Here is a 13768-nt window from a genome sequence, read left to right on the forward strand (position 1 = left end):
TATCCCACTAATTAATTAATTCAATAAGAAAAAGCGTCCCAATATAATGTAGAAACGCGCCGGATTGTTGAAGAACTTAATAACTATGTCTTGTTGAGCAACCCACCCATTAAATTAAGTAAAAAGTTACACAATCTAAAAAACAAACTCTCTCTAATTTTAGGGTTAGTATAAAAAGCAATTAAAGGGAATTTTGAAAAACAATAGGATGGTAACAGCTCGACGATGTGTGGAAATAATTCTTCCCCACAACACTCTCATATGAAAATAATTGTTCATTTAGCCCTCTAAATACTTTTGTATATAAGTTGGTAACGGCTTCATCACTTAGGTAAGTTTCAATCAATTCCTTATCTCCATCAATTGCTTCTCCTCTTGCTTTAATAACATCTCGGGTAATCTCAGCAGCGTGATCGTATATTGTCTTGTTCATAGAAATCACCTCCACAATTTTATGGATGACCAAATGTTCAAATTTATTAGATTGAGCAGGGTCAGATTGATTTACTAGATTACCACAATGCTTCATAACTAAATCCAAGTTTTATCCTAATATCATCAAAATTGTTACTTAAAACTATTTTCTACCGGTTCTTTGGGTATTAGGAAAATCACAGCCCTATCGCTGTTTTCACAGAAAAAAATGGCTATCCAAAGATAGCCATTGTTAAGACAACTATATAAAGAGTTGGGGGGGAATATAGTATAACTAGTGAATACCCCGATTTCAAACTATTAAACAGAAAAATTGTCATCAGTAAAAAATACTGACACCAAAGGTGGGTACTTGTGTGGTGCCTGTATATGAAGAATGGACAGAATCACAAGATTTTCTAAGGCAAAGAGTACTATGTCCCCCACTTACTATACTTCATCTGGAACGTTTAATACCTTTATCGTCTTAAATACCGGAATCATTTTGACCCTTAAATCGTACTCAGAATGGATTATTTCAAAGTCTTGTTCTGTCGCTGTAAATTGCATAGAAACAACGTTATCTTGATCTAATAGGACGTAGGAATTTACGTTTGAAAACAGCTTGTAAGATTTATGTGCTATCAGCGTCCACCCATATAGTAGTTCATGACTTTTATTTGCCATTTCTACACCCCCTATTTTAGATTATAAGCTAATGAAAGACTATGAGACTATAAAATATTGCCACCTGTATGTTAGGAAACTAATGGATATTTTATTAAAAAGGCTGGTAGAGGGCACCAGTCATACTTACTATTATTTATTTATTGCTGTTTAATGATACTACTGACCTATCGGGTCAGGTGCTACGGCTAAGGCTTGCACCAGGCCTTTTAGGAATATCATTTTTAGTCAGATTTTAACACCGTAACTTGATAGTGTTTAAGAAGTACTTTTACTCTTGTCACTAACTCACCTACATCAAAAGATTTTACCAAATAATCATTTGCACCAAGATCAAAGCCTTTTACTTTTGTTCAGTTTCTCTTTTGCTGTTAACACTAAAATAGGAAGAGTATCCGAATAATACCTTCGAACCTCTTGGCAAAATGTCCAACCGTCCATATTTGGCATCATAATATCAAGAATAATCAAGTCAATTCTTTCAGTTTCAAGTAATGATAGTGCAGCTTTTCCATCCGATGCATCCTCAATCGAGAAGCCTTCTTTAGGAAGAATGACACAAATTAATTCTCTAATATGTGAATCATCTACAACTAATATTTTTGCCATAGAATTCATTTCTTTTTCAAAATTGAAGGGAATCGCCAATACCTCAGCGATTCCTTATGTCTACTCTATTCTACATGATTAATAGCTAGCTCAACTATACAGGGATTATGATTTCCTTTCCTCGGTGCCTACAAGCGTCCAAAGTACCATCGAAGCCAATGTTGACAATGGTCCTACGAATTAAGCCAAGAAGACGGTTCTTCTCACTTTTTTGAGCAGAAAAGCTAATCTACCTCTATAACGTATATTTGTATGCCCCCAATCATTTGAAAAAGTGGCAGTGGGGACGGTCAATGATTAACAAATAAATCAAAAATGCTGTCTAAAAGATCATTTTTCAAAATTGATCATTGGACAGCTTTATTTTTTAAAATTTTTTCATTACTACATGTTTCCACATGCCAATGGTATTCTTCTAGGAAGATCGATGAATATGGGCGGCGTAAAATATTTTACCTTTAAAGATTTATCCTTCCCTAAATTTCCTTCCGTGCTTCCTCACTTTATCGTGCTCTGCAGGAAAAGCATTACAAATATTCATAAATCTTCTGAATTGTTCGCTGTCTATCGTAGGGAACAGCCTGACACTAACTATGTTTTGATAAATGAACTAAATAGAGATGACTTTCATACATTTCGATTGCATCCGTTATATCTTTAAGAGTAATTTCGTATATATACTGTCTGCTCATTAAAAACGGAAGAATGGGTTTCCAATCAATTCTGCCAGTTCCCAATTTTAATCCATCATGTTTCAGACCTTCGCTATCTACAACGTGGAAATATTCAATAAATGAATCTAATTTTTCTATCTGCTCCAACAATAATCTGTTATTACCTCTGAAGGAGATAAAGGCGTGACTAATATCATAAGCCAATGGCAAATTTAATGGCTGAACAATGTCCTCAAACCAATTCGGATTTTGGGCAGTAAAAATACCTTCAATGGAATTTTCCCATAAGAAAACATCTTTTCCATATGATAAAATTTGTTTTATCTCTTTTACCATTTTATCATTATTTGCTTTATTTATAGCAGAGGTGGCATTCTGCATATAGTGTGGGTGAATCACACATTTTATAGAATTTGATAAACAAATATCAGCAATAATTCTTGTAGATAAATGATAGAAAAGATAATCTTCTTTCTGTTCGTGGATAATATTTAAATATCTCCCATTGTATATTGAAGGATGATGTAAATATACATCATAACCCTGGCTTGAAAGCATTGAAATTGTATTTTCTAATTGTTTTCTTTTGTCTCCAAATAAATCATCCTCGTTTAAATGCAGTTCAATAATATCTGGCCGATAACGCAATCGGTTATACAATTGTTCCGGATCGTATGAACATTTTAAACCTATCTTCAACAACACTCATCACCACTTTCAAATAATACTGACATTAATTAAGAAGTGAATAGTTTTTTCCATTATTATAGCAAATTTTCAAATACACCTTTGTTAATTTACAGTAAATATTTACCATAAAATACTTTTACTACTTTAAACATTTCCATTAAAACAGAAAAAAACAATTTCCATTTTAAGATAAAGCTATTTTAATAAATAAATAAGTCGCATAATTGATTACCCCCTAACTCCGCATTGAATTAGGGCGTAATCATCGACTTTTGAGTATCATTTTTATTTAGGTAAAATAATTATCGCATGATCAATTGTACGATCACCTATCGTGTAGGAAAGATATATGAACAACTTGGTATCGACTGGTCATAATGTTCGAATCACCACTATCCAAGTTTACCGCATTAACCGGATCAAGAGATTTCATATTACATGTACTATCCGGTTATAGCTGAATAAAAAGGAGGCATTTTATAATTACTCTTTCCAGAATCCGAAAAGCACTGACAGGGAAGGTGTGAACGTCTTTTATAAAGAAGATGATGGTGATATATTCCATACATACTCTATCTATGCCCGCGGCATTGATATGCTGAACATCACTTACCGGTTTCTTGACTAAGTGCCAAAAGGCCGCAAGGATGCCCGAGGTCTACGACATCGAAACCAATACGTCGCATAACTTTAACTATCTGGGGATATGATGTGGAATTATCTCATTAAATAAATTTAATTCTGGACCATTTATTATGGGTCCAGAATTTTCTATTATATTGACCTGTTTTTTAATACTTTATATACCCTTCGTACCTGTTAAGACTGTTTACTTTACATAACTGCCTCTATTTATGATACGGTTCACCGTAACATATCTAAATGAGCTTTGCTTAATTTAGAGCCCTTTTGAGTACAAATTAACTATTAAAGGCAGTATTTCTTAATTGGATTTATTTAAGATAGCAGTTAAGTGGTTAGCAAGGGATACTGTTAAGGATAAAACGATCAATCAATAATCAACTCGGTTTCTGTTTCCCTTTCTACAATTTCACATGCCACTTCTTTTGCAGATTTTAATCTTGAACGGTCAGAAACAAAGTTATTTTCATCCCAAAAAGGAGTATCCATCCCCCCCATATAGACACCGGAAACAGAAATCGAAGTATTCTCTAACTCTTTTACTAAGGATTCGGTGAACCCTCGAATGGCAAACTTACTTGCACAATAGGCTGTTTCATGAACTTTCCCGTGTAATCCAGCTGTTGAAATAATGTTCATAATTTTTCCAGCATTCCGTTCCAAGAAGGTAGGTAATATTGCTTTTGTTACATAAATCGTTCCCTTTACATTCGTATCGATCATGTGACTGATTTTACCCGCTGAGATTTCTTGCAGTGGACCGAAGTAACCGATACCTGCATTATTAATCACTTGATCAATTTTTTCTATTTTATTCAAATGGAAAAGCAATTGTTCAACCCTATTAGAATCTGTAATATCGCAGGTCGCTGATATAGCACTTCCGTTTGTCTTTTCTATCATTTGGCTTACTTCATCCAGATGAGATTGTGTTCTTCCCACTAGAATGATCCGATTTCCTTCCTGGGCATATGCGAGGGCAAGTTCTTTACCAAGCCCTGTGCCTGCCCCTGTAATCAAGATCGTTTTCAAGCTTCACACCTCCAAATTAGCGGGTTATTACCCTCAAATCTTTTAAGCTTGTACCGTACACAGGCATATTCACATTGAAAATTGTCAGCTTCGGTTGCACCCAGATCAGAAAATGTTTGTCGATATTTGGCTCCATTTTAAATCCTCCTCAAATCCGTCTCTTCCAATCTTTCATTGCTTTTCTGTTTGGGTAAACGAAATTTAAATAGGCTTATACAAAAATAAACGATGGATACGATTAAAACAATCAGCCATATTTGATTGACAACAGGTGTGTTCCAAATTCCTAAAAAATACAATAAAGACGGGATCGTTAATGTAACCCAGGATTGAATAAATGCAACCCGCCCAAGATAATGGTCAATCTTCATTTGCAGTGAATTGGATAAAAAGAATAACAACCACAGAAAAGCCCACATTCCCCATGTAATCGCACTGACAGCATCATGGAAGTGGATCATGTCTGTCAACGTATAGACAACAGCTATGACCGCTACCCATAAACAAAACCAGCCGAGTCCCCTGCCATCAAGTCCTTTTAATGTGGTGACCCCAACATATAAATAAGTTAAACCAAATAAAAAGATAGATGCGTAGTTATATAACTCCCAATGAGTTTGACCTGATACCATTATTAAATAAAACGGTATAATCAGTTGTATGACTCCTACAAACAGATTAAAAACCCCAACACTTTTTGCTTCTGCTTTTCCTGTTAACATCAAACTATTAAGAAATAAAACAGCTCCCGAAAGAAATAATCCGACGAAACTCATATGCTTTGTTGTGAAAAAAATTTTTTCACAACATTCCCCTCCTTCAAAAAGGAAAAAGCAGTTTTCCATCCTTTACAAGATGAAAAAATGCTTTTTCAACAGATTATAAAACAATACTTACAACCACAGCCGATAACACACTTACCAGAGTGGCACCGTATAAAAGCTTTAAACCAAATTTGGCGACAACGTTACCCTTTTTCTCGTTAAGACTTTTTACTGCTCCAGCAATAATCCCAATCGATGAAAAATTGGCAAATGAAACAAGGAAAACAGAAATGATTCCTAATGTGCGTGTGCTGAAAGAGTCCCCTATTTTCGCCAGATCCATCATGGCTACAAACTCATTCGTTACAAGCTTTTCAGCCATTATACCGCCAGCTTGGACAGCCTCTGACAATGGAATTCCCATGATAAACGCAATCGGCGAAAAGATATATCCCAATATCTCCTGGAATGAAATATGAAAAATTAAATCAAAAATATTATTAATGGCAGCCATTAAGGCAACAAAACCAATTAGCATCGCACCGACAATCACTGCTACTTTAAAACCATCGATAATGTATTCGCCTAACATTTCAAAAAAGCTCTGCTTTTCTGTTTCCTGGATATCAAGAATATCCTCGTTAGGATTTACCGTATAAGGGTTAATAATAGAAGTGATGATAAACCCGCCAAATAAATTCAGAACAAGTGCGGTCACCACATATCTTGGTTCAACCATGGTCATATAGGCACCGACAATTGACATAGAAACGGTGGACATCGCTGATGCACAAAGGGTATATAAACGATGGGCAGGCAAGAGGCTAAGCTGCTTTTTCACCGTAATAAACACTTCGGATTGACCAATCATGGCCGAAGCAACCGCGTTATAGGATTCCAATTTCCCCATGCCGTTCACTTTGCTGAGTAATAAACCAATGGCTTTCATAATAAACGGCAGGATTTTCAAATACTGAAATATTCCAATTAACACGGAAATAAACACGATTGGCAACAATACATTTAGGAAGAATGGCATTTCTCCTTTATTGGCAATTCCCCCGAAAACAAACGATACCCCGGCACCTGCATATTCTAATAATTTATTAAAGACCCCGGCAAATACTTTGATTAAATCCAGGCCTAACGTGGTATTTAATAATAATGCTGATAATATAACTTGAATAATGACCATAAGAATAATCGGTTTTATTTTGATGTTTTTCCGATTATTGCTTGCCACGTATGCCAGTCCGAAAACAACAAGCAGTCCGATAATCGCAATGATGTATTTCATTTTCAGTCCTCCAAAACTCGGTTGTATTCGCTTTCACCACAAAGAATAAATTTATTTTGTTAAATCTTTAGAAGAAAAAAACCCGGGTAGCAATTCATCAATGGTGGTCTCCAACTTTTCGCCGTTTAAATTAGCTAAAATAATTTTTGTGTCATTATCACAGAATTCTGCCATTACTTGACGACAGGCACCACAAGGTGAAACAGGGCCCTCCGTATCAGCAACAACAACAATTGTATCTATTTCCTTTTTCCCTTCAGAAATCGCTTTAAAAATAGCCGTTCTTTCAGCGCAATTGGCCAATCCATAGGAGGCGTTTTCAATATTGCATCCTTGAAAGACATGATGATCTTTTGTTAAAATTGCTGCGCCTACTTGAAAATTTGAATAGGGCGTATATGCTTTTTTCCTCGCTTCGATTGCTTGATCAAGTAATGTTTGCTTGTCCATCATTTCGTCATCCTTTCAAATAAGTTTTTAGTATCCAGGCTGGCTTTGAGACCAGCCTGGAGATATTTTCTAGTATTCAGATGATGATGTTTCTGAAATTACGATCTTTACTATATTTTTTTCCATTCTTCTCTTCCTTTGCCGATTATTGAATTTCTGTATAGATGAGTGTAGGTGCGGCTACTTTTTCATCTGTAACTTTATAAGCCGAGTAAATTTTTCCGACTACTTCCTGAACATTTTCTTTGTTGCTATGAATCGTAACCAAGGACTCTCCAGCCTCGACATGATCCCCTACCTTCTTATGAAGGACAACGCCTACTGCCAAATCGATGACAGATTCTTTTGTAGCCCGTCCTGCTCCTAACATCATAGCAGCGGTTCCAATCGTTTCCGCCGTAATTTCGGCCACATAACCAGAAGTTTTCGCCGGAACTTCAACCATATAGGAAGCAGTTGGAAGTTTAGCAGGATCATCCACAACCGATGCATCTCCTCCTTGTGCTGCAAGGAAGGTTTTAAAGGTTTGTAATGCCTGGCCGCTCTGAATGGACTCTTTTAACATTTCACGCGCCTGGTTGAAATCAGCAGCTTTTTCTGCCAATACAACCATATGGCTTCCAAGGGTAATACAGAGTTCTTGCAAATCTTCAGGTCCTTGTCCTTTAAGCGTGTCAATCGCTTCTTTTACTTCAAGAGCATTGCCGACTGCAAAGCCGAGCGGCTGGCTCATATCGGAAATGATCGCCTTTGTTTTCCTCCCGACGCCATTGCCGATTTCCACCATCGATTGAGCTAATTCTTTCGCATCTTCAAGATTTTTCATGAATGCTCCACTGCCTGTTTTGACATCCAGAACAATCGCATCAGCGCCTGCAGCAATTTTCTTACTCATAATGGAACTGGCAATCAGCGGAATGGAGTTAACCGTTGCGGTTACATCCCTAAGTGCATACAATTTTTTATCAGCAGGTGTTAAATTCCCGCTCTGACCAATGACAGCTACTTTATTTTGATTCACTAATTGGGTAAATTCTTCATTTGAAATTTCCACATGAAATCCATTAATGGATTCCAATTTGTCAATGGTACCTCCAGTATGGCCTAAGCCTCTTCCTGACATCTTTGCAACAGGAACACCGACAGAAGCAACAAGCGGTGCCAGCACCAAGGTTGTAGTGTCGCCAACTCCACCGGTACTGTGCTTATCTACTTTTATCCCTACAATGCCTGAGAGGTCGATTTGATCACCGGATTGAAACATCGCCTCCGTAAAGTAAACGCGTTCCTCTTTTGTCATTCCCTGAAAAAACACAGCCATTGCAAAAGCTGACATTTGATAATCAGGAATATCTCCTTTTGTAAACCCATTTATCAAGAATTCAATTTCTTCTTTGGTTAATTCGTAACCATCACGTTTTTTCTCAATTAAATCTACCATTCTCATTGGAGCGCACCTCTTTTTATATAAATATCAACTAATATTTTTATCGAAACCTAGTATCCGCATCTAAAAGTAGGATGTCAGACGTCTAATGAACAAATTCATTTTACTCCTTTGTTACTAAAGTGTAAACCCTTTCTTTTTTGAAGTTAATGGTAATTGCAACCAGTACAATGGGGGGCGGGTTTACCTTTACCTTTACCTTTACCTTTACCTTTACCTTTACCTTTACATTGATTCGTTTCTATAACGTCAGCGCTTTCATTTCTGTAAAAGTTTTATTTTCTGCCACTGGCAAAGATCTTTTTAATCCATGTGATTACTATAGTAGTAGTAATCTATTTTGTAAAGAGGTTTCCAATTTGTTTTAGTTTTATGATTCATCAGAAAAATAGGTAATAAGAAAGTCGGGCTTCCTTTCCAATCAACTAGATGATATCATCGTTCTAAGCTCTAATTTCCCTAATAACGCAGCTCAAGGAATCTATCTAAGATTACTAAAATATTTCCAATTAAAGTAAGAAGCACGGGGACGGTTCCCGTGCTTCTAAGAGGGCTAATTAGGCCCCTTCTTCTTTTTTTATATCTGTTACAATATATAATTACATAGTTTATCGATATTCTCTACTTCCACAGATCCCTACACATTGGATAATAAGTTTGATTTAAAACATTTCAACAATAAACTCCTTACGACCCATAAATCATTAATAAAAGAAGCCGGTATTCCTTAGATTACGGAATATCGGCTTCTTTTTGTTTAAATTGTCTTAGCGTACAAAATTCGCGAATTTTGCTTAGGACCCTTTAAAGGGGGGATAGTTTTATATTAAACGGATGTGGCCCCTTGTCCACCATCTATTCTGTAATAAGACCCACTAATAAATGATGCCTTTTCAGAAGATAAAAACACCATTAAATCTGCAATTTCTTCTGCAGTTGCATATCTATTCATAGGAACTGATGCTTCAAATGCTTTCCTTGCTTCTTCTTCCCTTTCACCCATAGCATTCTTCTCTATTCTTCTCATCATTTCTGTATTTACGCCTGATGGAGCAACAGCATTTACACGAACCCCGAATTCGGCCATCTCGAGTGCTGCTGATTTATTTAAACCAATTACAGCATGTTTGGATGCAACATATGCGCTCATTCCCGGAGCTCCTAATAAACCTCCATTAGAGGCAGTATTAACAACTGCACCTTTCTTTTGCTCTTTCATAATTTGAAGGACATATTTTAACCCAAAGAATACGCCCATTACATTTACTCCAAATACATTTTTGAAGTTTTCTTCTGTTTGCTCAGTAATATTTTTAAATTCGCCATTAACACCAGCATTATTGATAAAAACATCAATGTGCCCATAATGATCTTTAGTTTTTTGAACATACTCTTTCACTTCATTTTCAATTGAAACATTAGCAGTAAGTAAAAATATATCTTTTGCATCCACAAACTCAGCTGCTTTTTCTAGTGGCTCCCTCTTCAGGTCTACTAAAGCTAATTTTGCTCCTTCTTTTGCAAATGCTTTAGCAGCAGCAATACCAATACCGCCAGCTGCACCAGTTATTAATACTACTTTGTTTTCAAATAGCATAATGATAACTCTCCTTTTTGTTAGTATAAATCAGTAGGTGAACCATCCTTACACTTCTTAGTATTTATAAGATTGTCCACCATCGATTGGAATAACGGTTGCGTTGATGAAATTGGATTGATCAGATAGTAGGAATGCCACCAAATAACCCACTTCTTCTGGTTTACCGAACCGTTTCATTGGGTTTGGCTCAACAAATTGTTTTCCTACTTCTTCCCAGTTGTCTGGATCAATTTGTTTCAATGAACCTTCGACCATGGGTGTCATAATTGCACCTGGTGCAATGGCTTTAATACTGATTCCGTATTGACCGTATTCAATTCCAGAGTTTCTTGTTAATCCGACCACGCCGTGTTTACTAGCTGCATAACCAGATTGGTTTCCTACCCCACGAATTCCACCAACAGAAGCTGTATTAACTATAGAGCCAAAACCTTGTTCTCTCATGACTTTCAATACGTGTTTCAAACCATAAAACACTCCGTTTAAGTTGACACTAACTACTTTTTGGAATTCATCAATGCCAAAATCCTCTGTAAGGTTTTGTTTCCCTTCGATCCCTGCGTTGTTAAAGAAACCATCGATTTTCCCAAATTTATCAACTGTTTCATTTACAAAGTTTTCAACAGCTTTTTCATCTGCCACATTCGCAGAGATAAGCAACACTTCTGCGTTTGGTGCAACTTCTAACAATTTACTTTTTGTTTCTTCTAATGAAGCAGCGTTTAAATCAACGAGTGAAAGTTTTGCTCCTTCTCTTGCTACTTGTAGGCAGAGGCTTGGCCTAAACCAGATCCTGCACCTGTAATTAATATCACTTTCCCATCAAATCGATTACTCATTGTAAATTTCCTCTCTTTGTTTTTTTCAAGGTCTAAAGCGAATTTTTTGAATTATTTTTAATTAAAATATCTCACGTTAGAGATATAGGATAAATTATTGCGCCGTATACCCGCCATCAACAATCAAACTAGTACCAGTCATGAATGAAGAATCATCAGAGGCCAAGAATAATACTGTTTTTGCCATTTCTTCAGCTTTACCAAGACGTTTCATCGGTGTGGCTGCAGATAAAGCCTGCTTGCTTTCTTCCGGAATAATTGGTGTATCAATAAAACCAGGGCATAATGCGTTAATGCGAATATTTTGTTCTGCATATTCAAGTGCAAGTGAACGAGTTAAGTTAACCACGCCGCCTTTTGCCGCGTTATAGGCTGCTGAACCTGGTGACCCAACCCAACCGTACATAGATGCCGTATTAACAATCGTACCGCCGCCTGTTTTTAACATTTCACGGATGGATTCACGTGCTACTAAGAATACACCATCCAAGTCAACATTTACGGTGTTTCGCCATTCTGAGTATTCTAAATCATGTGAAGAATGAACACGGCCGATACCCGCATTGTTGAATACAACATCCACTTTGCCAAATGTTTCAACAGTTTGTTTAAAGATATTGGCGACTTCTTCTTCACTCGTAATATTGGCTTTTATAAAAAGAGCCTCAGCATTAAGCGCTTGCAATTCTGCCTCAAATGCTTTCCCTTTTTCCTCATTTAAATCAACAAGAACCACTTTGGCTCCTTCTGAAACAAATAAACGTGCTGTTGCTGCCCCAATACCTGATGCTCCACCGGTAATCACAGCTACTTTGTCTAATAATTTCTCCATACTAGTTCCTCCTTTAACACATTATAAAGAAAAATAATAGTCAGATTGATTATCTGTACTATTTTGTTCACAATTCAATTGTACTCTTTTGTTCACATTTAACAATCATTAAGATATCATTAAGTGTCTACTAGTTAGACACTTATTATTGATGTGTCTATTTTAAGGGAGGTTTTTTCATGAATAATGAACAAACTACGACTTCTCACCGACAGAATCGGACAAAAGAGCATTTAAAGCAATCACTGATTGAACTTATAAAAGAGAAGGGTTACCATTCTGTTACTGTAAAGGACATTGTCGATTATGCCCGTTATAATCGTAGTACATTTTATATCCATTACACAGATAAAATTGAATTGGCTGAGGATATACTTGTTTCCATGCTTCAAGGGTTAGAAGCTTCAGTGGGCAAACCATATGTGCCTGGTCAAAAAGTTTATGCAGCAAAACTAAATGCACCATCTTTAAATATCGTTTCATATATCTATAAAAACCGTAATTTTTTTAATCTGATTAACTACGATGACACGTTACCAGGATTACATACACGGTTCCCTCAAACAATCTTAAAAATCTATAAGGATCAATTTATTTTCGAAACCATCAACAATATCCCCGTTAATATGGATTATTTTAAACGTTATACAGCATATGGATTTTACGGACTAATTCTGAACTGGATTACAAATGGCTTCAAAGAATCTCAAGAAGAATTTATCCATGAAGTAATTGATTTAACGAGAACACACATTTACTCACTGAAATATATTGGAAAATAACTGACCAGTGATATAAATGGCTTTTTATTTGTTTCTGATTCAAATTCGTCAATATTAGCTGCTCAAGCAAACTAACGAAATTAGCTATATCGTAAAAAGGCAGTATTGGTTCTAATTCGAACATTATCAGTAGTAGGTTTTAGGCCTTGTTCGTGAAGGGATATAGCCAATATAATCCCTAAATAATTCAACTGTGACTTCCTCATTTGTACCTAAGTAAACATTAAGGTAAGGAAAGTTTTCGTAATAATCTAGTATTGTAGGCTTTGCTAAATCTTCCGTTTGCTTGTAATTCATAAACCTTTCAAACATTTCAAAAAGCGTCATCTTTGTTCGGTATTTTTTAAACGAGTAACATTTTTAGTACTTCTTACACCTTTACGATTTGTCTTTCTTGCAACTGTTACATAAAAAAATCAACCTTTTATATAAAAATTGATGAAATTGACCCACTAGTACACTGTCTCACTAGTACTAGGTAATTTTCAGAAGAAATACTGGTGACTTTTTAACTTCAAATCGCGGTTCAAATCACATTCAAAAAACAGTTCGAACCGTTGATCACACTGAAAAAGTTGGCGAGACTGCTTAGAAATCGAACCCACGGAGACCTGCAAGTCTCAAGCAGTTTTGAAGTTAGAGGGAAGGTATCTTTTTTAATTCCACTTAGTAATAAAAAATACCGAAGAGTGTTGATTTAATGCACCTTTTGATAAGCCATATATCATTTAATTTTATCTAATTAAATATAAAAACATCTTTTCCGTGACCAAGTTGTGACCAGTTTTCTTGTTTTATAAATAGGATTAAATAAGGAATTGAGGAAGTTTATATAAACCTCCTCCTTTTCCATTTGTCACCCAAAGGGGGGATGCCCCTAATTGAACCTGTGACCCCAACCCTGTCAATGATGGATATACTCTATGATTATAACAGTTTAATTAAGAAAGTATTGTTTATAAAAAGGATTTCAATAAGTCTTATTATGATTGAATTTTTGTTATTGGAA

General features: G+C 35.9%; 13 protein-coding genes and 1 pseudogene. 2 read left to right on the forward strand and 12 right to left on the reverse strand.

Translation table 11 applies throughout. The annotated features are described in order from the left end of the window. Positions 1–181 precede the first annotated feature (181 nt). From V7266_RS27380 to V7266_RS27395, 4 genes are all read right to left on the reverse strand, one after another. The gene (locus V7266_RS27380; RefSeq protein WP_335472377.1) at positions 182–433 is read right to left on the reverse strand and encodes a hypothetical protein; all 252 of its coding nucleotides are present in this window, start codon (positions 431–433) and stop codon (positions 182–184) included. Between the two features lie 431 nt (positions 434–864). Beyond that, positions 865–1101 (reverse strand): hypothetical protein, encoded by a 237-nt coding sequence (locus tag V7266_RS27385; protein WP_335472378.1) that lies wholly within the window; start codon positions 1099–1101, stop codon positions 865–867. 333 nt (positions 1102–1434) lie between these two features. Continuing rightward, entirely contained in the window at positions 1435–1710 is a 276-nt protein-coding gene (locus V7266_RS27390; RefSeq protein ID WP_335472379.1) for a response regulator, read from the reverse strand. A gap of 587 nt (positions 1711–2297) precedes the next feature. Continuing rightward, a complete protein-coding gene (locus V7266_RS27395; RefSeq protein WP_335472380.1) occupies positions 2298–3083 on the reverse strand; it encodes a sugar phosphate isomerase/epimerase in 786 nt (261 codons plus the stop codon). Between the two features lie 448 nt (positions 3084–3531). Here V7266_RS27395 and V7266_RS30835 point away from each other — a divergent pair, with 448 nt between their 5' ends. Then, on the forward strand, positions 3532–3702 hold the full coding sequence (locus V7266_RS30835) for a DUF899 family protein (protein ID WP_420491507.1): 171 nt from the start codon (positions 3532–3534) through the stop codon (positions 3700–3702). A 380-nt stretch (positions 3703–4082) separates the two neighbouring features. Here the strand turns inward: V7266_RS30835 and V7266_RS27400 are convergent, their stop codons facing one another. From V7266_RS27400 to V7266_RS27435, 8 genes and pseudogenes are all read right to left on the reverse strand, one after another. Next, a complete protein-coding gene (locus V7266_RS27400; protein ID WP_335472381.1) occupies positions 4083–4748 on the reverse strand; it encodes an SDR family NAD(P)-dependent oxidoreductase in 666 nt (221 codons plus the stop codon). A gap of 137 nt (positions 4749–4885) precedes the next feature. After that, positions 4886–5524, reverse strand: a complete 639-nt coding sequence (locus tag V7266_RS27405; protein WP_335472382.1) for an AmiS/UreI family transporter — start codon at positions 5522–5524, stop codon at positions 4886–4888. Positions 5525–5627: 103 nt separating this feature from the next. Beyond that, positions 5628–6809, reverse strand: coding sequence for a NupC/NupG family nucleoside CNT transporter (locus tag V7266_RS27410; RefSeq protein WP_335472383.1), 1182 nt, complete (start codon positions 6807–6809; stop codon positions 5628–5630). 51 nt (positions 6810–6860) lie between these two features. After that, positions 6861–7259, reverse strand: a complete 399-nt coding sequence (locus V7266_RS27415) for a cytidine deaminase (RefSeq protein WP_335472384.1) — start codon at positions 7257–7259, stop codon at positions 6861–6863. 145 nt (positions 7260–7404) lie between these two features. Next, positions 7405–8706, reverse strand: coding sequence for a pyrimidine-nucleoside phosphorylase (locus tag V7266_RS27420; RefSeq protein WP_335472385.1), 1302 nt, complete (start codon positions 8704–8706; stop codon positions 7405–7407). A gap of 826 nt (positions 8707–9532) precedes the next feature. Then, entirely contained in the window at positions 9533–10303 is a 771-nt protein-coding gene (locus tag V7266_RS27425) for an SDR family NAD(P)-dependent oxidoreductase (protein ID WP_335472386.1), read from the reverse strand. A 57-nt stretch (positions 10304–10360) separates the two neighbouring features. Further along, positions 10361–11145: pseudogene (locus V7266_RS27430) on the reverse strand (SDR family oxidoreductase). 94 nt (positions 11146–11239) lie between these two features. Next, positions 11240–11977 (reverse strand): SDR family NAD(P)-dependent oxidoreductase, encoded by a 738-nt coding sequence (locus V7266_RS27435; protein ID WP_335472387.1) that lies wholly within the window; start codon positions 11975–11977, stop codon positions 11240–11242. Between the two features lie 179 nt (positions 11978–12156). Between V7266_RS27435 and V7266_RS27440 the strand changes: the two genes are divergently transcribed. Then, a complete protein-coding gene (locus V7266_RS27440) occupies positions 12157–12759 on the forward strand; it encodes a TetR/AcrR family transcriptional regulator (protein WP_335472388.1) in 603 nt (200 codons plus the stop codon). Positions 12760–13768 lie beyond the last annotated feature (1009 nt).

Source organism: Neobacillus drentensis (assembly GCF_036965645.1).
Classification (GTDB): domain Bacteria; phylum Bacillota; class Bacilli; order Bacillales; family Cytobacillaceae; genus Neobacillus; species Neobacillus drentensis_D.